15 protein-coding genes are annotated in these 22557 nt (G+C 65.4%); 10 read left to right on the forward strand and 5 right to left on the reverse strand.

Annotated features, from left to right (window positions below; translation table 11 throughout):
- Positions 1-73: 73 nt before the first annotated feature.
- Positions 74-1663 (reverse strand): glycoside hydrolase family 10 protein, encoded by a 1590-nt coding sequence (locus X946_RS22885; RefSeq protein WP_442854595.1) that lies wholly within the window; start codon positions 1661-1663, stop codon positions 74-76.
- 267 nt (positions 1664-1930) lie between these two features.
- Between X946_RS22885 and X946_RS34380 the strand changes: the two genes are divergently transcribed.
- The gene (locus tag X946_RS34380) at positions 1931-2224 is read left to right on the forward strand and encodes a hypothetical protein (protein WP_152611780.1); all 294 of its coding nucleotides are present in this window, start codon (positions 1931-1933) and stop codon (positions 2222-2224) included.
- A 707-nt stretch (positions 2225-2931) separates the two neighbouring features.
- Here the strand turns inward: X946_RS34380 and X946_RS22890 are convergent.
- Entirely contained in the window at positions 2932-7455 is a 4524-nt protein-coding gene (locus tag X946_RS22890) for an autotransporter domain-containing protein (protein ID WP_038752492.1), read from the reverse strand.
- Between the two features lie 292 nt (positions 7456-7747).
- Here X946_RS22890 and X946_RS34385 point away from each other — a divergent pair, with 292 nt between their 5' ends.
- From X946_RS34385 to X946_RS22915, 5 genes are all read left to right on the forward strand, one after another.
- On the forward strand, positions 7748-8071 hold the full coding sequence (locus X946_RS34385) for a hypothetical protein (RefSeq protein ID WP_152611781.1): 324 nt from the start codon (positions 7748-7750) through the stop codon (positions 8069-8071).
- Between the two features lie 148 nt (positions 8072-8219).
- Positions 8220-8786, forward strand: a complete 567-nt coding sequence (locus tag X946_RS22900; protein WP_038752698.1) for a hypothetical protein — start codon at positions 8220-8222, stop codon at positions 8784-8786.
- On the forward strand, positions 8783-9229 hold the full coding sequence (locus X946_RS22905) for a hypothetical protein (protein ID WP_038752497.1): 447 nt from the start codon (positions 8783-8785) through the stop codon (positions 9227-9229). The genes X946_RS22900 and X946_RS22905 overlap by 4 nt, the downstream gene beginning before the upstream one ends.
- A 304-nt stretch (positions 9230-9533) precedes the next feature.
- Complete coding sequence (locus X946_RS22910) at positions 9534-10874, forward strand: cytochrome C (RefSeq protein WP_081989967.1); 1341 nt, start codon at positions 9534-9536, stop codon at positions 10872-10874.
- A 49-nt stretch (positions 10875-10923) separates the two neighbouring features.
- A complete protein-coding gene (locus X946_RS22915; RefSeq protein ID WP_038752500.1) occupies positions 10924-11541 on the forward strand; it encodes a c-type cytochrome in 618 nt (205 codons plus the stop codon).
- 42 nt (positions 11542-11583) lie between these two features.
- On the opposite strand, the gene X946_RS22920 is transcribed toward X946_RS22915, so the two are convergent.
- Positions 11584-12648, reverse strand: a complete 1065-nt coding sequence (locus X946_RS22920) for a rod shape-determining protein (protein WP_038752503.1) — start codon at positions 12646-12648, stop codon at positions 11584-11586.
- 295 nt (positions 12649-12943) lie between these two features.
- Here X946_RS22920 and X946_RS22925 point away from each other — a divergent pair, with 295 nt between their 5' ends.
- Complete coding sequence (locus tag X946_RS22925; RefSeq protein WP_038752506.1) at positions 12944-15631, forward strand: patatin-like phospholipase family protein; 2688 nt, start codon at positions 12944-12946, stop codon at positions 15629-15631.
- Between the two features lie 432 nt (positions 15632-16063).
- On the opposite strand, the gene X946_RS22930 is transcribed toward X946_RS22925, so the two are convergent.
- Positions 16064-17179, reverse strand: a complete 1116-nt coding sequence (locus tag X946_RS22930; protein WP_038752508.1) for an ATP-binding protein — start codon at positions 17177-17179, stop codon at positions 16064-16066.
- Here X946_RS22930 and X946_RS35265 point away from each other — a divergent pair.
- Positions 17169-17492, forward strand: a complete 324-nt coding sequence (locus X946_RS35265) for a hypothetical protein (RefSeq protein WP_038752511.1) — start codon at positions 17169-17171, stop codon at positions 17490-17492. The two genes, X946_RS22930 and X946_RS35265, sit on opposite strands and share 11 nt — an antisense overlap.
- Before the next feature lie 67 nt (positions 17493-17559).
- On the opposite strand, the gene X946_RS22940 is transcribed toward X946_RS35265, so the two are convergent.
- A complete protein-coding gene (locus X946_RS22940) occupies positions 17560-18270 on the reverse strand; it encodes a response regulator (RefSeq protein WP_038752513.1) in 711 nt (236 codons plus the stop codon).
- A 369-nt stretch (positions 18271-18639) separates the two neighbouring features.
- On the opposite strand from X946_RS22940, the gene X946_RS22945 reads away from it, so the two are divergent.
- A complete protein-coding gene (locus X946_RS22945; RefSeq protein WP_038752516.1) occupies positions 18640-19554 on the forward strand; it encodes a glutaminase in 915 nt (304 codons plus the stop codon).
- 412 nt (positions 19555-19966) lie between these two features.
- Positions 19967-22387 carry an SIR2 family protein gene (locus tag X946_RS32145; protein WP_081989970.1) on the forward strand — a complete coding sequence of 807 codons (2421 nt, stop codon included), beginning with the start codon at positions 19967-19969 and terminating at the stop codon, positions 22385-22387.
- Positions 22388-22557: the final 170 nt, after the last annotated feature.

The raw sequence follows: 22557 nt of genomic DNA on the forward strand, positions 1-22557 counted from the left end.
CCCGACTTGTCGGCCCACGAATGATCCGTATGCCAGCAACTTGACGGCGCCCTGACGAGCGCTGCCGTCAGCGTCAAAGCGCGGGGATCGGTTTCGTGGCGACTGGCGCGCTCTCGTTCCAGACACGGTCCAGCGCCGTGACCGAGTACATGTATTCGTGATCGACGCTTGCCTTCGCGTCGAGATAATCGGTTCCTCTGACGGTTGCGACCAGATGCCGTGCGTCGATGTCCCGGCACGCATCGCACCGAGGCCGTTCGTGGCGATAGATCGCATACGACACCGTGTCGGCCGAGCCGGCTTGCCATCTCAACCGCACGCCGTCCGGAGTCCGCTCAACGCGCAGGCCATTCACCGCGAGCGGCGGCGTCGCTTTGAGCCACGGCATGGTCGGCACGAGCGCGGGACGCGAATACCACTTGCGAACGAGTTGCGACATCGAGCCGAGGCGATCCGCGCGGACGTCTTTCGCGGAGAAATAGATATCGCCTTTCACTTCGGGAAGCTTGCAATTGAACGCAAGATGATTGTCGAGCTCGCCGGGATCGGACCATCCGGGAGATTGCTCCGATATGCCGACCTTGTAAGCCGCCTGGCCGATATAGAGATGCGCGCGGGACATCCGGGCCTGCTCCACCCACCACGGCACGACCTTGTCGTAGTCCGCGACCGGAAAGCCTTGCGCCCAATAGACTTGCGGCGCGATGTAATCGACCCAGTTCTCGCGGAGCCAGCGGCGCGTATCGGCGTATAGATCGTCGTACGTTTGCGCGCCGGCCGATGTTTGCGAGCCCTGCGGATCGGTGAGCGCGTTGCGCCACACCGCGAACGGCGAGATGCCGAACTTGACCCACGGTTTCGCCGCCTTGATGCGTTGCGCGAGCGTTTCGACGAACACGTCCACATTATGACGGCGCCAGTCGGCAAGCGTCGCGAACCCTCCGCCGTATTGTCCGTATGTCGCGGCATCGTCGAACGTCTGACCCGCGATCGGATACGGATAAAAGAAGTCGTCGAGATGGACACCGTCAACGTCGTAGCGGTCGACCGCGTCCATGATGGCGCTGACGATGTGCTCGCGGGCGGCGGGCATACCGGGATCGAAATAGAATTGCCCACCGTAACGCACGAGCCAGTCAGGATGCAGACGCGCCGGATGCATCGGCGCAAGCGCGTCGAGACGGGTGTTTCTCGTCGCCCGATAAGGATTGAACCATGCGTGCAGTTCGAGATTGCGCCGATGCGCCTCGGCGACCGCGAACGCGAGCGGGTCGTAGCCGGGATCTACGCCCTGCGTGCCGGTGAGGAATTCAGACCACGGCGCGAAAGGTGACGGCCAGAACGCGTCCGATACCGGCCGCACCTGCAGGATCACCGCGTTGAAATTCAGCCGGACAGCGTCGTCGAGCCACTTTCGCAGTTCGTCTTGCTGTTCGACGAACGTGAGCCCCTCCCGGGAAGGCCAGTCAATGTTCGCCACCGACGCGATCCAGAACGCGCGAAATTGCCGCTTCGGCGTCACGTCGTCCGACGCACACGCGACGTTCGGTGCCGCCTCGGAGGTCATGTCCGCCCTCCCCCCTGTGCATGCGCCCGCGAGAAACGTCAGTGCGGCGGCAAGGACGACGCGCCACACGTGCGTCGGCGTCATTTCGTTGTTCATCAGACGGCTCCTTCGATTCGTTCGTGAAGACTCCCACGCCCGTGCGCGGCGGAAGAGATTCAGGGGGCACAAGTCGTGACTGGTCAGTGACCCGATTGCCCGCACGATAGTGCACAACCCCAGTGATCGTCGGCCGCGAGATCAGTGATCGATACTTCTCACCAAGATCCGGTTCCTCCGACATTTTCAAGCCGGAATCCGCAGGCGCGCCCCCGGCCGCCAGTCAGAAAAGGGCGATCACATGCTGTCCGGCTCGCTCGACACCGCATGCCTCGCGACAAATCCTTGCATCAACGCAACGGAAATGGTCGCGCCCCGGATGAAAAAGATAATCTTTCGCGCTCCTGCTACTCGTTGCAAACCAAGATACCCCTCGGGTTCCGTTTCAAACCCAAATTGCCGAGCCGGGAAGACATGGCTCTTGTCTCCCGGATCGCTTTGCACATTGAAGGAGAAATCAATGCGTGGTTGTTACCCTTGCTGAGCGCAAAGCTTCCGGAGGGGGAAGTGATGGCCCACGGCGAGAATAATGAAAATACAGCATCGAAAACAAACACATGAAGCATAATAGCGGAAACGGTTTTAAAATCCAGTTAAATCATCACAGCCTATAAAAATCAAATTACCCGCCAATTGCAAAACTCGGATTCGCAATCTGAAAATCGAATCCATGCAGCCTTATTCGCTTGCTCGCCCCATGAAACTTCTAGGCTGAATCGACATTCACTGCAGCCATGGCATGACGGAAGCCAACTGAATGGTTGCCAGGAAGTTGACCGGCTTGCGGACGTAGCGTGCCGCAACGCGCCTCCATTGCCTGACGCGCGCAAATCAGCGGGCAAAGCCGCGCTCGATGCGATTGCGTAGCCGGTAGCGGGCTTTGTCGTATGCCCGCGGTCGCCGGCAACTTCGCGGCGGATTCACCGCTTTACTGCACCGCTTTACTGCCCCGGCGTTCGATCAGTTCGGCCCGCTCGCGGCTGTCGTATCCGTTGTCGGCCGATATGCGCCGAGGCTTGAATGTGGAGCGGCGTGGGTCTAACCGTCCCGTTCGCCTGTCTGGACTGGGCAAAAACGAAAGCGGCGCATCGGCACCTGTCCAATGAGCGTGAGAGCGGGCGGGATATTCCGGGTGGACGTTTTCCGGCAAGCGCCGCCCGCGCATTTCGTCGAACGCCCCATCGCCGGGATATCGTCGAAACGCGAACGGCCGGGCAGCGCGGCGCGCTGCCGTTCGCCCTTCCCGCGCGGCGCGCGTCACGCGCGCATCAGAACCGCCATAGCGCGTTGCCGAGCACCGCGTTGTCGCGCACGCCGCTGCCGTACTGCCCGCTGTACGACACGCCGAGCGTCAGGTTCTTCGTGACGCTCGCGTCGATGCCGAGCTCGAGCACCGCGCTGTCGCGCGCGATCGGCACGCCCGCGACCTGGAACGACGAGCCGCCGGCCGCGAACGCGAGCGTCGACGTCGGCCGCGCGCTGCCGAACGCGTGCCGCCAGCCGGCCATCGCGCGCGCGCTCAGCGTGCCCTTCGCGAGCACGCCGAGCTCCGTCGCCGCGCGCACGCCGAGCGTCGAGAACGCGACGTTGCTCGTGTCCGCGTCGCCCTTCAGCGCGGCCGCGCCGCCGCTCTCCTGATAGCCGTCGGTATGCAGGCTCACGTACGCGAGCCCCGCGAACGGCTCGAGCGCGAAGCGTCCCACCGGAATCGCATAGCCCACCTCGCCGAACACTTGGCCCGAATTCGCGTCGTAGCCGGCCGAATCGTGATCGCGGAAGGCGGCGAACGCGGGCGAGCGGTCCGTGTCGATCCGGTACCACGTGTACACCGCGCCGCCGCGCACGCCCCACGCGCCGTACTGTGCGCCGCCGTAGAGCGCGACGTAGTAGCTGTTCAGCGAGGCCGACGAATTCAGGTCGTTGTCGAGCGAGCTGTGCGTGAGGCCCGCCGCGGCGCCCGCGCGCCAGCGGTCGTTCAGTGCGACGTCCGCGCCGGCGATGAAGCCCGTCATGCTGCGGTTGAGCGTCGACGCATTGCCGTCGCTCGCGAGCCGGCTGCGGCCGCCGAACGCCTGCCCCCAGACCACCGGCCGATACGGCGTGCCGCCGACGCAGCTTTCGCGCGAGCCGAGCCGCCGCTCGGGCGGCGTCGCGTCCTGGCGCGGCGCGCCGCCGCCCGCGTCGTCGCACAGCGCGGCCCCGCCCGACGACAGCGCCGCGAGCGGCCCCGAGCCCGGCGCGAGCCCCTGGCGCACACGGTCCGTCACCGCGTCGCGCACGTAGCGGCTGTCGGTCAACAACATGCTCTTCATGCTCGCCTGCAGTTCGCCGTCGAGCTGCGAAAACGCGCTGCGCGCGGTCGGCGCATCGGTGACGAGCACGGTGTCGAACAGCGGATTGCCCGCGCCGAGCGTGCCGAGCGCGCCCGCGGCGGCCGTCTGGTTCTGCGTCGCCGCAACCGACGTGAACGGCGTCGCGTTCGGCGCGAGCCGCAGGAACACGTGGTTCGCGTCGTAGGCGAGCGTCGGCGTGACGAACGCGTACGTCGCGTTCACGCCGGCGAACTGGCCTTGCACGCCCGCGCCAGCGCTCAGGATCGTGTAGGTCGTGTTCGCCTGATAGTTCGCCTGGCTCGCGAGCACCTGCACGGTGCCGCCGTTCAGCGTCGCCGAGCCCGTCGCCGCGAGGCTGCCGCTTTGCTGCGGATTCGCGGCGACCTGCAGCGTCGAGCCCGCCTGGAACGTCACGTTGCCCGCCACGTTGAGCACCTGCCCCGGCTGCGGCAGCGACGCGGTGCCGCCGCTCGCGACGACGAGCCCGCCGAGCGTGCCCGTGCCCGTCACCGTCGCGCCGTTGCGCACACTCACCGTCGAATTCGCGAGCGAGCCGTCGACGGCGAGCGTGCCCGCCGCGACCGTCGTCGGCCCGGCGAGCGTGCTCGCGCCCGTCAGCGTCAGCACGCCGCTGCCCGCCTGCGTGAGCGAGCCCGACCCGGAAATCGCGCCACCGTACGTGACGTTGGCCGCTTCGTCGAAGACGAGCGCGCCGTTGTCGGCGACGTTGCCCGCGAGGCTGCCCGTCGTTCCGCCGTTGCCGATCTGCAGCGTGCCGCCGCTCGCGATCGTCGTGCCGCCCGTGAACGTGTTCGCGCCCGTCAGCGTGAGCGGCGCGCCGCCCGACACCGCGAGCGAGCCGCCGCCCGTCAGCGCGCCGCCGAAGCTGCCGCCGCCCGTCACGGCGAGGCTGCCGGCGCCGGTGTCGATCGTGCCGCCCGCCGCGCCGTTCAGCGTCGGCAGCGTCACGTTCGAGCCGCCGAGCGACACGCTGCCGCCGTTCACCGTGAGGCCGCCCGTGCCGAGCGCGCCGCCGTTGCCGACGACGACCGTGCCCGCGTCGACCGTCGTGCCGCCCGCGTACGTGTTCGCGCCGACGAGCGTGAGCGTCGACGAGCCGTTCATCACGAGGCCGCCCGCCCCCGACACGGGGCCCGACAGCATCAGGCTCCGCGTGCCGCCGATCGTCGCGGTCGAGTTGAGCGCGACCGCGTTCGACAGGTTCACGGCGGCCGTCGCGGCGATCGTCGTCGGCGCGGCGACCGTCACCGCCCCCGTGCCGAGCGCGCCGCTGCCGCCAAGCGCGACCGTGCCGCCCGCGAGCGTCGTGCCGCCCGAATACGTGTTGCTGCCGGTCAGCGCCTGCGTGCCGGTGCCGGCGAGCGTCAGGCCGCCGGTGCCGCCGATCGTCCCGCCGAACGTCGCGTTGCCGCTGCCCGCGAGCGTCAGCGAGTTGCCGCCGAGCGTGACCGTGGTGCCCGCCGCGCCCGACAGGCCGCCGATCGTCTGGCTCCCGCTTGCGCCGCTGAGGTCGAAGCCCGCGCCCGCGTTCGCGAGATTCACCGCGCCGCTCGGCGACAGGCTGCCGCCCGCGCCGAGCGCGAGCGTGCCGGCGTTGACCGTCGTGCCGCCCGTGTACGTGTTCGCGCCCGTCAGCGTCTGCGTGCCCGCGCCGTTCTTCACGATTCCGCCCGTGCCCGTGATGCTGCCGCCGAACGTCTGGTTCGTCGCGGTGCCGAACGCAAGCGTGTTGCCGTCGAGCGCGATCGTGCCGCCCGCGCCCGACAACGCGCCGATCGTCTGATTCGCACCCGATCCGCTGATGTCGAACGTCGCGCCCGCGCCGCCGAGCGTCACCGCGCCCGCCGCCGCGAGGCTGCCGCCCGCGCCCAAGGCGAGCGTGCCCGCGTTGATCGTCGTGCCGCCCGTGTACGTGTTCGCGCCCGTCAGCGTCTGCGTGCCCGTGCCGGCGAGCGTCAGGCCGCCGGTGCCGCCGATCGTCCCGCCGAACGTCGTGCCGCCGCTGCCCGCGAGCGTCAGCCCGTTGCCGCCGAGCGCGACCGTCGTCCCGGCGACACCGGACAGGCCGCCGATCGTCTGGCTGCCCGTCGCGCCGCTAATGTCGAAGCCCGCACCCGCGCCGGCAAGATTCACCGCGCCCGTCGCCGCGAGGCTGCCGCCCGCGCCCAAGGCAAGCGTGCCCGCATTGATCGTCGTGCCGCCCGTGTACGTGTTCGCGCCCGTGAGCGTCAGCGTGCCGCCGCCGTTCTTCGTCAACGCGCCGCCGCCCGAGATCGCGCCCGACAGCGTGAGCCCCGTCGCGCCCTGCACCGTCAGGCCGCCCGCGCCGAGCGTCACGTTGTTGCTCACGTCGAGCCCCGCGGCGCCCGCCTGCAGCGCGCCGCCGTTGCCGGTGATCGTGCCCGTGCCGAGCGACGCGTTGTTGCCGATGATCGCGACGCCGCCCGACAGCGTCGCGTCCTGCGCGCTCGACGCGCCGTTGATCGTCCACGCGCCGCTCGTCACGTCGAGATGATTGAAGTTGATGTAGTTGTTGACGGCGATCGTGCCGCTCGCGGGGCCGCCCGCGGCCTGCTGCAACAAGAGCGTGTTGTTGCCGCCCGCGCCGCCGTCGACGATGCCCGTCGCCGCGAAGCCGAGCGTGAGCGAGCCGACGCCGATGTTCAGCGCCACCCCGGTGCCGCCCGCCGCGCTGACCGTCGAGCCCGTCATCGCGGTGAACGTGTTCGTGCTGTTCGAGCCCATCGACACGCTGCCGTCGATCGTCCCCGAGTTGACGAACGTGTTGCCCTGCCCGGCGGCGCCGTTCGGCTGGAACGCGACGCGGCCGGTGATCGTGCCGCTGTTGTTGAAATTGACCTGGCCGCCGCCGTACGCGGCGACCACGGGCGAATCCGGGCCGAGCAGCGTCGCGCCGACGAGCGGCGTCGAGCCGATCGTCCCGGTGTTCGTGATGTTCGACACGCCGCCCGTGCCGTTCTGGACCGCGAGCGCCATGCCGGTCAGCCCGCTGATCGACACGCCTGTCGTGCCGTTCATCGTGCCGTTGTTCGTGACGTTGGTCGTGCTCGGCGACGCGTTGCCGACGACGGTGCCGCTCGACAGGACGCCGAGCCCCGAGCCGAGCACGGTCGGATCGATCGTGCCGTTGTTGGTCAGCGAAACGCCGCTGCCCGTGAGCGACAGCGCGGTGCCGCCGATGCCGAGCAGCACGCCCAGGCTCGCGCCGCTGTCGACCGTCACGTTGAGATTGTTGCCGCTGTTCGAATAGCTCGGCGCGAGCAGATTGGCCGCCCCCGAGCAGGTGACGGTGGTGCCCGCCGGGGTGCAGGCCGCGTGCGCCTGAACGATGCCGGCGCCGACGAGCGCGACGAACACGCCCATCGACGGCACGAGCTTGGCAAGCTCGCTGTTTTTTCTTGAACGCGTGCAGTTCATGTTGCCCCCTTCCTTGCCATCGAAAATAGACGTCGAAGGAAACTGCCTGGCGCGGCGGGAATTGCGTCGACGATTCGGCGAATCGTCGGGACAAAACAGTCTTCCGGCCGCGCGGCGACGGCCGTCTGTTTCGAAGGAAACGCAGGAATCGGAAAAACCGCGAAAGCGCGAACGCCGATCTGATCGACTAAGCGAACGGCATGACGCCCCCCCTTTATGGCGGCGACATCTCGAGTTGGTCTAGTTAATGCGGATGACGACTTGTCGGAAGGCTATATCAAAGCACGCCGATATGCAAAAAATCGGAACGGTCGGCGCCGATGTCTTTGCCTCGGCTTCAATGCGGCTTTCCCGCCGCATCCGCGATGCGCTTCGCAATGGACTTCAAAGAACGAGAATCGTTTCGGCCGAGATCTCGCGATTGCCGCAAGCGAAACGTATGCAACAGGTAAATGCCGCGCGTGGTCGACGCGCCGAGCGCAACGCCTTCGCGAACGCGCGATGCGCTTCGGTCCCGAACGGCAACATGCATTCGCCCCACCTTTATCTTTTCCGCCGATTCATCCTATCATTTCATTCGACCATTTTTTTTCAGATGACTCCGCCTGACAAATAGCCGACTCGCAATCTTTGAATCGTTTTCGAATTCATTTCGCATCTCGAATAAATACTCGCCACGTCATTTCGATTGATCTGTCTCAACGCAGCAAGCCCGCCATCCAACACGATGAAAGGCGAAACCCGCCACATGAACGGAGGCCATGATGGAAATTTCATTGAGAGACCTGCTGACGGTGCTGCACGGAATGGGATTCGGCGCGTTGTTCATGCTTGCGTTTTCCGGTGCGATCGCCGAGCTCTATCGCACGTCGTCGCCGGGCGCGCCCGCCGTGCCCGCGCCGCGTGAACATCGGCTGTTGATGATCTATCTGTCCGCGATGGTGATCCTCGCGTGGGCAACCGTGTTCTCCGGCGCATACATCGTCTATCCGTGGTATCGCGCGGTGCCGCCCGCCGGCCTGACCGATCTCGCGAACTACCCGCAGCGCCTGTTGATGTCGAGCCGCGACACGTCGGGCTGGCACAGCCTCGGGATGGAATGGAAGGAGCACGTCGCGTGGCTCGCGCCGATCGCGATGACGATGGTCGCCTACGTGTTCGGCAAGTACGGCGCGGCGCTCGGCAAGCAACGCCAGATTCGCAACGCGGTGCTGGCGTTCACCGTCGTCGCGTTCGTCGCGACGGGCGTCGCGGGTGCGTTCGGCGCATTCCTGAACAAGTACGCGCCGGTCCGCGGCGGCGCCGCCATCCACCTCATGACGGGAGAATGAAAATGCATGCCTCTCATCCGCACACCGCCGCGCAACATGCCGCCGATACGGCGCATAATCAGTCATCCGTAGCAAGCGAGCCGACAAACGCTTCGCCGCGAACAAGCGCGCCCGCCGCCGCCGAAGTGCTGCCGAACGGCCCGGCCGCCGCCGCCATTCTCGCGGCCGGCATCGGCTGCTTCGCCGTCGGGCTCTTTGCGCTCGCCGGCGACGCGTTCCGCTCAGTTGCGCATTTCTTCACGTTCTACACGCCCACCGGGCCGCTTTCGGGCGTGACGACGAGTGCGATCGTCGTCTGGCTGCTGTCATGGGCGGCGCTGTCGCGCCGATGGAACGCGGCGTCGGTCGCGCTCGGCCGCGTCACGACCGTCGCCTTCGTGCTGCTCGCGCTCGGCATCCTGCTGACATTCCCGCCCTTCATGGATCTGCTGCAAGGCAAGTAGCCGCTCGCGCGCCGAACGGAGCATCGCGTTCCGTTCGGCACGCGCGACGCCCCCTCTTCGTTGCTGATCCAAGTCAATTTTCGCAATTGTGGCGATCATAGACTCGAATCATCGACATCGGTCGCGACGAAAGATGGATCGTTAGCGGTGCGACACGTTTGATGAAGTCAGAACGATATTGAAATAAACGAGAAGGACCGCAGCGGATATCAGTGGAAACACCGGCTTCAATGCGTTGGAAAAAGGCGGTTTCTCAACGGAAACCGGATACACGAGCCCTGACGACAAACAAGAAGGGGGCGGTATGTTCAATCGCATCCGTCGCGGCCTTACCGCCATGCTTGCATGCGTGTTCGGGGTGCTGTGCCTGTCGAATGACGCCGCCGCGGTTCCGGCGTTCGCGAGACAAACGGGGCTCGCCTGCGTCGCGTGCCACGTGAGCTTCCCGGAACTCACGCCGTTCGGGCGCTTCTTCAAGCTGACGGGCTACACGCTGTCGAACCGGTTCACGATTCCGCTCGCGGGCATGGTGCAGCTGTCGCAAACCAATACCCGCTCGATCGACAACCGCAACTACGACTTCGTGCGCAATCAGGACGTCGTGCTGCAGCAGGCGAGCCTGTTCTACGGCGGGCGCATCGCCGGCCCGGTCGGCGCGTTCGCGCAATGGACGTACGACGGCATCGCGCACCACAGCGGCATCGACAACACCGACATCCGCGCGGCCGGGCACTTCACGCGCGACGACGTCGACTTCATCTACGGCGTCACGGTCAACAACAATCCGACCGTCTCCGACGTCTGGAACAGCACGCCGGCATTCGGCTATCCGTACGCGTCGAGCAGCGTGTCGCTCACGCCGACGGCGAGCACGCTGATCGACGGCGGCCTCGCGCAGCAGGTCGCGGGCTTCGCCGCGTACGCATTCTGGCAGCGCAGCATCTACGCGGAAGTCGGCCTCTATCGGACTGCCGACCAGATGTTCTCGGTGTTCCGCACGGGGCAGGACATCAGCACGCCGGGCGGCGTGACGCGGCTGCGGGGCGGTAACCCGTACTGGCGCGTCGCGTACAACCGCGAATGGGGCCCGCACTCGCTGATGCTCGGCACGTTCGGCCTGATTGCCGACGTGTATCCGGACAACACGCTGCCCGCGACGCCGACCGACCGCTTCACCGACATCGCGCTCGATGCGCAGTATCAATACCTGACGCTGTCGCACGCGTTCACGACGCAGTTCACGTTCATCCACGAGAAGCAGAACTGGAGCGCGAGCTTCCCGAGCGGCGGAATCGGCGCGGGGCCGACGCCCGCCAACCCGACCGACCGTCTCAACACGTTCAAGGCGAAGGCTTCGTACTACTACCAGCGCAAGTACGGCGCGACGCTCGCGTACTTCTCGACAACGGGCACGACCGATCCCGGGCTGTACTCGCCGACGCCCGTGACGGGCAGCGCGAACGGCAGCCCGGACTCGCGAGGCGTCATCGCGGAGCTCGACTATCTGCCGTTCCCGCAAGTGAAGCTGTCGTTGCAGTACACATGGTTCCTCAAGTTCAACGGAGCGCGCTTCAACTACGACGGCAACGGCCGAAACGCGAGCGACAACAACACGCTGTACCTGCTCGCGTGGTTCGTGTTCTGACGCCGCCCGAACCTTGCTTCGCCAACCCGCCTGCTCCGCGAGAACGATCATGAAAAAGCTGCTTGCATCACCGATGTGGATCGCCGCGCTCGCCGCCGCGCTCGGCGGCTGGCCCGCCGTCCGCGCGCACGCGCAGGACGGCGCGCGGCTCGCCGCGCAGCTCTGCGCCGCTTGCCATGGCGCGCATGGCCGCAGCGAATCGCCGATGTTCCCGCGGCTCAATGCGCAAACGAACGAGTATCTGAGCGCGCAGCTCAAGGGCTTTCGCGAGCACGCGCGTGGCGAGACCGACGCGCGCGCGTACATGTGGGCCATCGCGTCGCAGCTCGACGACGCGACGATCGCGTCGATCGCCGACTACTACTCGCATCAGGAGCCGACGCACGGCGAGCCCGGCGATCCGGCGCTCGTCGCGAAGGGGCAGGACATCTTCGAGCACGGCGTGCCCGAAAAGGGCACGCCGGCGTGCGCGTCGTGCCACGGACAGAACGGGCAAGGCGTCGGAACGTTCCCCCGGCTCGCGGGACAGCACGAGGCCTACCTGCTGCGGCAAATCGAGGTCTTCAAGAACGGCACGCGCGCGAATGCGCCCGTGATGAGCGCGGTCGCGCATACGCTCGACACCGATCAGGCGAAGGCCGTCGCGGCGTGGTTGCAGTCGCGTTAGCGAAACGCGGCCCGAGGACGGGCACGCGGCGACACGCGCGCGTCAGCGGCTGAAGCCGATGTCGCCCGCGTCGTCGTCGCCGGCCTCGAACCCGCCGCGCCCCATCGCCTCGCCGGCGCCGCGCACCGCGCAGGTCAGCGGTTCGTCGGCCACGCGCGCGGCGAGCCCCGTCTCGTCGTGGAGCCGCTTGCCGAGATTCGCGAGCAGCGCGCCGCCGCCCGTCAGCACGATCCCGCGATCCGCGATGTCCGTGATGAGCTCCGGCGGCGCGTTCTCGAGCGCGCTCTTCACCGCGCTCACCACCTGGTTCAGCGGCGCGGCGAGCGCATCGGCGATGTCGTGGTTGCTGAGCTGGATCGTGCGCGGCAGGCCGTCGGCGACGCTGCGCCCAACCGCATGGATCGATTCGCGCGGCACCCGGTAGCTCGCGGTGCCGATCGCCTTCTTCACGTGCTCGGCGGTGTGCTCGCCGAGCAGCACGCCGTACAGGTTGCGGACGTGATTGACGATCGCCGCGTCGAACTGGTCGCCGCCCACGCGAATCGCCTCGCGATAGACGATCCCGCCAAGCGCGATCACCGCGACCTCGGTCGTGCCGCCGCCGATGTCGACGACCATCGAGCCGACCGCCTCCGTCACCGGCAGCCCCGCGCCGAGCGCGGCCGCGAGCGGCTCGCTGATCAGGCTGACCCGCGACGCGCCCGCCGCGAGCGCCGCTTCGCGGATCGCGCGCTGCTCGACCGCGGTCGCGTTCGACGGCACGCAGATCGTGAACTCGACGCGCCGCCCGAACAGCGAGCGCGCATGCGACATATCGACGAACTGCCGCATCATCTGCTCGGCCGCGTGATAGTTCGCAACGACGCCGTGCCTGAGCGGCCGGACGGCTTCGAGATGCTCGGGCGAGCGCCCGAGGAGCGCCTTCGCCTGCTCGCCGACCGCCTCGACGCGCGCCTTGTCGGCCGGGCCGCCCCGCTTGCGGAAGCAGACGACCGACGGCTGATTCAGCACGACGCCGCGATCGCGGACGTAGATCTGCGTGCTCGCGGTGCCCGGATCGACCGCGACGTTGTGCGCAAAAAACCTTCCGAGAAAGGGTGCCGCCATCGTGAAGCCTCTATCGAATCTGGTGGAAGGATTGCGCGGATGCGTCGCCGGCCGCCCCCCGGGCCGGTTGCCGGCGACGAGCACAATCCACTCAGTCGCTTAGCGGCAGGATGCCTGAATACTTTAGGAGATTTCATGAAATTTCTATAGAGCGTCAGGTCGCTTTGCACCGTGGGCCGGGGCGGATCGCGCCCGACGCGTGGCCGCGGGCGGGCAAAAGCGGTACTCTCTCGCTTTTGCCGATTCCGGATCGGTCCTCCCGACTGTTCAGCCCGACCACGCCATAGCAACGATAATGACGGTGTTCGCCTCTTCCGCCCGTCCGGGCGCTCGCGCCGCCGGCCTCGTGGCCGTCCTTCTGTTCGTCTGCGTCGCGGCGGGCCGGCCCGCGGCCGCCCATGCGGCCGACGCCGCGCCCATGGCGGGCGCCGTCGCGGCGCCGACTGCCGCGACGACACGCGCAACGGCCTCGCCGGGCGGCGCGCCGTCGGCCGGGACGTCGCCCGCCCCGGCATCGGCCGCATCGGCCGCGCCCGCCGACGCGGCGCCCGCCTGGTTCTGGGCCGCCCGGCAGCAGGCCGCAGCCGCGGTCTCGAATGCCGCCTCGAATCCCGTATCAAGTCCCGCGTCGAATCCCGCGTCGAATCCCGCGTCGAATCCCGCCTCGAATCCCGCGCCGAACATCGCCGCGAACGCCGCGCCGAACGCCACCGCAGCGCCCACCGCTGCGGCGCCCGATCGGGCCGCCGCGCAAACGCCCGCGCAGGTCGCGACATCGCCGGCCGCCGCGGGCGAGCCCGTCTGCACGCCGGACGGCGGCAAGCCCGGCCGGCCGGCGATCGGCCTCGTGCTGTCGGGCGGCGGCGCGCGCGGCTACGCGCATCTCGGCGTGCTGAAGGTGCTCGAGGCGCACCGGATTCCCGTCGACTGCATCGCGGCGACGAGCATGGGCGCCGTCGTCGGCGGCCTGTACGCGACCGGAATGACCGCGCAGGAAATGGAGCGGCGGCTGTCGCAGGTGAACCTCGCCGACATCGCGTTCGACGTGACCGACCGTGCGGACCTGCCGCAAAAGAAGCGCGAGGACGAGCGCCTGTACATCGACAGCCTGACGATCGGCTTCGATTCGAAAGGCTTCAAGGCGCCCGTCGGGCTCGTGCAGGGCAACCGGCTGCAGGCGCTCCTCGCGAACTGGACGGCCGCCGTGCCGACCAACCAGCCGTTCGACCGGCTGCCGATTCCGTACCGCGCGATCGCGACCGACCTGCAAACCGGCCAGAAGGTCGTGCTCGACCACGGCTCGCTGCCGCTCGCGATCCGCGCGAGCATGGCGCTGCCGGGGCTCTTCTCGCCCGCCGAGATCGACGGACGCGCGCTCGTGGACGGCGGGCTCGTCAGCAACCTGCCCGTCGACGCCGCGCGCCGGATGGGCGCGGACGTCGTGATCGCCGTCGACATCGGCTCGCCGCTGCGCCCGCTGAACGCGCTCGCGTCGCCCGCCGACGTGATGCAGCAGATGATCGGCATCCTGATCCGGCAGAACGTCGCCGAGCAGCGCAAGCAGCTGCGGCCGGACGACATCCTGCTTGCGCCGGACCTCGGCAAGCAGACCTTCACCGATTTCCAGACCGCGAACCAGTCGATCGCCGCGGGCGAGGCCGCCGCCGTCGCCGCGCTGCCGCGTCTCGAGCGCTACGCGCTGTCGCCCGAGCAATACGACGCATACCGCGCCTCGCACCGGCGGCCGCCGCCGCAGCCGATCCGCATCACGTCGATCGAGATCCGGACCAACGGCTCGTCGGTGCCGACGCAGATCGTGCGCAACGCGCTGCGCGTGAAACCGGGCGACCTCTACGATCCGCAGGCGGTGAGCGCCGACCTGCTGTCGCTCACGACGAGCGGCAATTTCGAGAACGTCACGCAGCAGATCGTCAACGAAAGCGACGAGCACCGGCTCGTGATCGACGCGCAGGAGAAGTACTGGGGGCCGAACTTCCTGCTGTTCGGGCTCGGGATGTCGAGCAGTTCGACGGACGAAGGCGGCTTCCGGCTGCATCTCGGCTACCGGCGGCCGTGGCTCACGCCGTCCGGCCTCGAATTCCGCGTGGATACGACGCTGGGCAGCGATCTGCAGTCGGCGCACGTCGAGCTGCGGCAACCGCTGTCGAACAAGATCGGCTACTACGTCGCACCGTATGCGGATTACCAGCGGCGTTTCGCGAACCTCTACAACGGGGAAAGCGACATCAAGGTCACGCAATACCGTATCCAGACGGCACGAGTCGGCCTCGATTTCGGGCTGCCGCTCGCGCGGCTCGGAGATTTCCGCGTCGGGCTCGCGTATACGCACCTGTCGGCCGCGCCGACGTACAACCTCCTGCTCGGCGAGTGGGTCGACGGCGACGCGTGGCTCCCGTCCTGGTACGCGCGACAGATCAACGCGCGCGCCCGGCTCGTCATCGACCAGCTCGACGATCAGGTCTTTCCGCGCAAGGGTTATTTTGCGGAATTCCGCGCCGAACGATCCCTCGCGACGAGCGACGACAAGTTCACCGACGTCTACGGCAAGCTGATGGTCGCCGAGCGTTTCGGCCGGCATAGCGTGAGCGCGAGCATCGAAGCGGGCAAGAGCTTCGGCGGCGTGAACCTCAGCAATCCGCTCGGCTACACGCTCGGCGGCTTCCAGCATCTGTCGGCGTACGCGGCCGACCAGTTGAGCGGCGATGCGCTCGTCTACGGGCAGATCACGTACATGAACCAGCTCGCGACGTTCAACGCGTCGCCGATCAAGGCGCTCTACGTCGGCGCGAGCGCGGAAGCCGGGAACGTGTGGTCGCTCGACTCGACGCCCAGCGGTCCGCTCAAGCAGAGCTACACGCTCTTCACGAGCCTCACGACCGCGTTCGGGCCGGTGTACGTCGGTGTCGCGTTCGCGCCGGGCGGGCGGCGCAACCTTTACTTCCAGCTCGGCCGCACGTATTGAGCCGGGGGGCGTGAATCGGGAGCCGGCGACGCGACAAGATGCGGCGGGCACGATGCGAATCCGCACGGAACGAGCCGCCCCCCAAAAGCCATCTCCAAAAGACGCATGTGCATGCGGCAGGCCGGCTCGTCGACGAAAGCGCCGCGCGGCGCGGGGCCGCGCCGTGGCGACGTCGCACGATTTCCGGCACCTGGTGCCGCGCCGAACCGCCAGCGCGTTGCCGCCCGGCAGTGCGAATCAGGGATGCAAACCGGCGGAGGCGCATCAGGCGGCACGAACCAACCGTGCGAACCGGGGGGCGAGAATCGGAAGTGCCAATCTGAGGTACGAATCGGAGACACTAATCGGAGGCACTAATCGGAGGCGCCAACCGGAAGCGCGCATGCGCTGCCGCGCTCCGCTCGCCGCAAACGCGCGCGCCCGCGGCGCACGTCACACCGGCCAGCTCATCTCGAAGCGCGCGCCCCGCAGCAGCAACGGATCGACGACGGCGACGCGCCCGTTGTGCGCCTGCAGCACCTGCCGCGTGATCGCGAGGCCGAGGCCGTAGCCGGCCGTATGGCGATCGAGCCGCACGAACGCCTCGAAGATCCGCTCGCGCTCGTCGAGCGGCACGCCGGCCCCGTCGTCCTCGACGTAGATCTCGATATTGCCGTGGCGCATCCGCAGGCCCGCCGCGATCTGCCCGCGCGCGTGCTTGCTCGCGTTGCGCAGCAGGTTGCGCATCGCATACGACATCAGCCGCTTGTCCATCTTCACGCGCAAATCGGCGGGCAGCGCGACGCGCGCATCGATCGTCTTGCTCGGGTACAGCAGCGCGGCGTCGGCGACCTGCTTGTCGAACCACGCGACGAGCGCCGTCTGCTCGAGATTCGACTGCAGCGAGCTGTACTCGAGCCGCGCGTACGTGAGGCTCATGTCGATCAGCTCGTCGAGCTCGGTCACGTCCTGCTCGATGCTGTCGATCGCGTTCTGATATTCGGCCGCCGATCCCGGCTCGCGCAGGCTCTCGAGCGCGAAGCGCACGCGCGCGAGCGGCGTGCGCAGTTCGTGCGAGATGCCGTTCGTCAGGTCGCGCTGCGCGGCGATCAGCCGTTCCATGCGCATCGCGAGCGCGTTCAGCGTGCGCGCGAGCGGCCCGATGATCACACTGCGCGATTCGCGCGCGCGCGTGTTGAAGCGGCCGCCCGTGAAGTCGATCGCGCGCTCGCGCACCATCACGAGATCCGACCACACGGGCCGCATCCACCGATAGCCGGCGAGCGCCGGCACCGCGAGCACGAACGCGGCGAGCGGCAGCGCGCCGCCCGGCAGCGCGTCGAGCGCGCGCCACACCGCGCGCGCGCCGAGCGCCGAGCACAGCGCCGCGATCGTCCCGCCGACCGTCACCAGCACGAGGCCGACGAGATGCAGATAGGTCCGCAGATAAAGGCGCGACCAGCTCGGAATCCGGTCGGCGCGCGTGTCTGTCCACGAGCGGCGGAAATGGAGCCAGCGCCATTTGCAATAGCGGAACGGGGACAATCGGTGCGCTTGCGTGCTGTTCATCATCGAGTCGCGAATGTCGGAAATCGGTGCGGTGAATCGTCGAGCGGAAACCGGCTGCGCCAGCGGCGGCAGCGGCGGCGGCGAACTGCCCCGGCTAGCCGGCGGCGGGCGCGCGGCCGGCTCGTCGGCCGTGCGGGCGGGCGCGAACGCAGCGGCGTTGCATCGGACAAAGCCGTCGCGAAAATCGCGTCGCCCCGTGTCATGTCATGTCGCGTCGCGCAACGTCGCCGCGCATCGCCGCGCCACGCGGCGATGCGCGCAAGGTTCGAGATCGCCGGCGCGGCACACGCCGTTTCGAACCGTCGAACCGTAAGACGCGCGGTCCAGCGTGCGGCCCGCCCGTGCGCGAGCCGCAGGCGCCGCACAGCTCGACGCGCAACTTACTCCCACGCGTTCTTGCTGAACTGATAACCCTTGCTGCGGATGGTCTTGATCCGCTGCGGGCTGCTCGCGTCGTCGCGCAGCTTGCGGCGCAGCTTCGAGATCCGCCCGTCGATCGTCCGGTCGAGGCCGTCGAATTCGACGCCGCGCAGTTGCAGCATCAGATCGTCGCGGCTCACGACCTCGCCCGCATGGCAGACGAGCACCCACAGCAGGTCGAACTCCGCCGAAGTCAGCTCGGGCGTCGTGCCGTCGGGCAGGTTGACGGTCCGGTTCGTGCGGTCGATCGTGAACTTGCCGAACGCGTAGCGCTCCGGCTGCCCGCTCGCGCCGTCCGCCTGGCGCACCGGCGCGCGACGCAGCTGCGCCTTGATCCGGGCGAGCAGGATGCGCGGCTCGACCGGCTTGTGCACGTAGTCGTCCGCGCCGAATTCGAGGCCGAGCAGCTCGTCGAACGGCTCGTCGCGGGCCGTTACCATGATGATGACGCCGTCGTAATGCTCGCGCGCCTCGCGGCAGATCTCGAAGCCGTCCTTGCCGGGCAGGTTCACATCGAGGATCACGAGATCGGGGCGCCCCGTGAGAATCGCGCCGACGGCGTCGTCGCCGTTCAGCACGGTGTCGACGACGTATTCGTGCTTGCGCAGGTAGCCCGCGATCAGCGTGGACAGGCGATTGTCGTCCTCGACGAGGAGAATCCGGAAAGGCATGGGCAAATCAGTCGATATGGAAGCCAAAGGTTTTTTGAAACAATCACTTAGCGCGAACAGGCGAAACTGACGCACCTACTTTGTAAGATCCTGAAACATTTGGAATGATACTGCGACACGCGCCGGCCGACGAACCTCTTGTGTCGGCGGCCCCGAAACCCCGCGTTCGCCGCCCGCGCGGCGCGGCTTCGGAACGCCCGGCGTGACGGCCGTCGCGGATGCGGCGCGTCGCTCGGCGAGGCAATCGGCCGCGGCCGCGCGTTCTCCCCCGCGCAGGCATGCGCCGCGCCACCGGTGCTTGACGAATTGCCGCCGAGAAGGTTCCATACGGGCTCGCTTGATACCCGCGGCGCGCCGCGTACCGATTCGATGAATTACCCAGCGATCCTAGAACGCATCCACGCCGAACTCGCGCCCTGGATCGGCGCAGGCCGCGTCGCCGATTACATCCCCGAACTCGCGAAAGTGCCCGCCGAGCGCTTCGGCATGGCCGTCGTCACGCTCGACGGCACAGTCCACACGGTCGGCGACGCGCGCGAGCGCTTCTCGATCCAGAGCATCTCGAAGCTGTTCGCGTGCACGCTCGCGTTCCAGCTGCTCGGCGACGAACTGTGGCAGCGCGTCGGACGCGAACCGTCCGGCACCGCGTTCAACTCGCTCGTGCAGCTCGAAAGCGAACGCGGCAAGCCGCGCAATCCGTTCATCAACGCGGGCGCGCTCGTCGTCACCGACGTGCTGAGCCGCCGCTTCGTGCGCGCCGAGACAGCGCTCGTCGAATTCATCCGGCGCCTGACCGGCATCGCCGACATCGACTACGATTCGCGCGTCGCGCTGTCCGAGCTGCAGCACGCGGAGCGCAACCGCGCGATGGCGCATTTCATGGCGAGCTTCGGCAACATGCGGATGCCGCCGGAGACGGTCGTCGACGCGTATTGCCGCCAATGCGCGATTTCGATGAATTGCGTCGAGCTCGCGCAGGCCGCGCTCTTTCTCGCGAACGGCGGCGTCGCGCCCGCGACGGGCGCGCGGATTCTCGATCCGAGCTCGGCGAAGCGGCTGTCGGCGCTGATGTTGACCTGCGGCACCTACGACGCCGCGGGCGACTTCGTCTACCGCGTCGGGCTGCCGGCGAAGAGCGGCGTCGGCGGCGGAATCGTCGCGGTGCTGCCAGGCGAAATGGCGGTGTGCGTGTGGTCGCCGGGGCTCGATACGAACGGCAACTCGCTTGCGGGCACGCTCGCGCTGGAATGGTTGACGACCTATTCGGGGCGCTCGATCTTTTGAAGCGTCGAAGTCAAGCGTGCCTCATGTGGCGCGACGGCGGCAGATTCATATCGGCGCGCGCCAGAGCGCTCAATGGGAAATTCGGCCATCGGCAGCAATCGACCCACAAGGGACGTTTAGACTTCTCCATAGCGGCCCCCACCAACACCGTTCATTTTTGCCCGCGTCAATGACCTAACCTGCATCAAATTGCTGGGCAATCGCGGGCAGGATTGCACGCGCGCGCCCCCAAGCCCCTTGCGTGCTCTGTACCGGCTTCGTCATACAGGGGACGCGATCCACGTCTCATCGTCCGCGATGCGGAAGGAACGCGATCGCTTGTTCGTCTCTTGGAATTCCCCGACAATCTAAGACGAATATCAAAGCCACGGCAATCTGCCGTTTCGCGCAACCGCGTATTCTGGGGACACGAATGGATCTGAACGAGGCAATCCGCCACGCAATAGATGGCAATGCGATCCTGTTTATGGGCTCAGGGTTTTCCTACAAAGCAAAGAATTTAGAGAACAAGAGTCCGATGACAGGTCGCGCCTTCGCCCGTCACCTGTACAAATTGTGCGGGGTCGATACCGACGATGACAATCTTGCTCTCGCCTCCCAATGCTATTTGGGAGACAAAGGGCATGGCGGAGCCTTGGGCCTAGTTGATCTGTGCCGGAATGTCTTTTCGATCCGCGAAGCTGCCCCGCATCACGAGGCGGTCCTTAGCCTACCATGGCACAGAATTTACACTACAAACTACGATGACCTCGCTGAAAAAAGCGCAGCCAACCTTGGAAAACAACTGGTTCCGGTAACACTAAGCGACGCTCCCGAAAGTTTTTTATCGGGATCACGCGTTTGTTTGCACATCAATGGCCTAATCACTCGCCTGACTCAAAACGATTTAACCGGTGGATTCAAGCTGACGGCCGCAAGTTATCTTGTTGACGAATTCAACGCCTCTCCGTGGAGCACGGTATTTCGCCAAGACCTTCAGCTTGCGCGGGCGGTGATATTCATTGGATATTCAATGTATGACCTAGACATTCAACGCATCGTTCATGTTGAAGACACCAAAAGCAAAGCGATTTTCATAACGAGTCCCGATAAAAATATTGGCCCCGACAAGCTTTTTCTACCGATGTTCGGTGACGTTTACCCCGTTGGCATAGAAGAATTTGCAAAGCAAATTGAGCTAGAGCAGAAGACGCACACGCCATCAAAGCAATTGCATTCATTTCTCGCGCTCGAGAAAATTGATTTCAAACTCACAAAAGATGTCGCATCGAATTCTGACATTGAAAAGTTATTCCTTTACGGCGAGGTAAATCTCTCACTGGTTAATATCACCAGCACCAAGGACGAACAGAAACGCGCATATCTGATTGAAAGAACTCATTGTCAAAAAATCCTCGATGCTCTAGGCCAAGGTGACGACGCAGTGGTGATTTCAGACCTGGGCAACGGCAAGACTATTCTGCTAGAGCAATTGGCACTGAGGCTTGGAACACTTGGATGGAATGTGTTTCGCGTGAAATCAGATTCGAAAGAAGCACTTAAGGAAGCTCAACATGCAATATCCCTTCCCGGTCATACGGTCTTTGTAATTGACAACTATATCCCATTACTCAAATTTATCGATTTTGTTTCCATTCGCAGAACCGGGAAGCCGATAAGATTTTTGCTCGGTGCGCGCTCGCACGTCCATGATGCATACTTGGACCGCCTCGAACTTGCGCTGCATGTTCGCCACGTCGCAGAGTTTGAGATCAACCAGCTCGATAAGCGCGAATTAGCCGAGATCGTAGGTTTGGTTGATAGTTACGGATTGTGGGCTGAGTTTTCCGCGAAATCCGATTCTGAAAAATATCAACTTGTTACCAAGGACTGCAATTCGCAATTACATCAAATTCTGCTAAAACTGTATCGCTCGCCAAATATCGCCAAAAAGATTTCCGATCTTTTTTCGGCAATTCAACCATCCGTTCAGAGAGTTGCCATTGCTGCATTTATCATACGCGGAAGTGGAATTACCTTAGATCGTCGCTCGCTGGATGATTTATTGAAGAACTCGCCGTTCATAAGACTGTCGAATACAGATCGAGAAAGCGTAAAATTCTTGTGGAGCGAAACTGCAGGACAGATTCGGCTTCGGTCGTCTGTTCTGGCAGAGTTTTACTTGACCAGCCTCGGTGACGCTGGCGAGGTTGTCGATGTGCTCACCGAAATGTATCTTCAGGCGCTTGAGCGTACCGACGTTCGATCGGAATATCAATATTTTTTGAGAAGCGTCATGAGTTTTAGTGCGCTTCAAAAACTTCTTCCTGAAACCGGGCTGCGAGCGGCCACAATCAGATTTTACGAAGCGATTCAAAACACCAAAGTTGCGAAAAAAAACCCTCATTACTGGCTTCAATATGCCATTGCGCGGCTTTCGTTCGACGACGACTTGGATGATATCGAACCGTATTTTAAAGCAGCCTACGCATACGCCAAGGGTTCAAACTACGATCCCTATCAGATCGACAACCATTACGCGCGCTTTCTTTTAAAAAAAGCGACTCGCGAACAGAATGCCGCCGTGGCATTCGAATACTATCTGCAAGCGAAATCCATCATCCAAAAGCAGATTCTTCGCGAAACAAAGCATTACCCGTATCGAGTAGCTGCAGGTGTGGTTGATTATTTAGGGCAACATCGGCTGAATATGGACGATAAGCAACAGAAAGACGTGGTCGGGTTTTGCGAAGAAGTGTTAAAGCGTATAGATAAATTGCCGCGCGATATTCAATCACACGTACACGTGATTGCGTGCAAGAGAGCAATGCAAGCTGCAATCGAAACCTCTTGACCCTGCGTGCATCGAAGTTCACCCCCTCCCGTCAGCGAGCGCCAGACACAAAGGGGGTGCAACCGCTCCACAGCAGGCTCGGAAGCATACATTGTTGACGATCTGCACAATGATGTTGAATGACCGTTTATGGCCGAACTCGGTCGTCGAAGGCAGCACGGCACTCGCCC

This window comes from Burkholderia sp. ABCPW 111, from assembly GCF_000773065.1.
Lineage (GTDB): Bacteria > Pseudomonadota > Gammaproteobacteria > Burkholderiales > Burkholderiaceae > Burkholderia > Burkholderia savannae.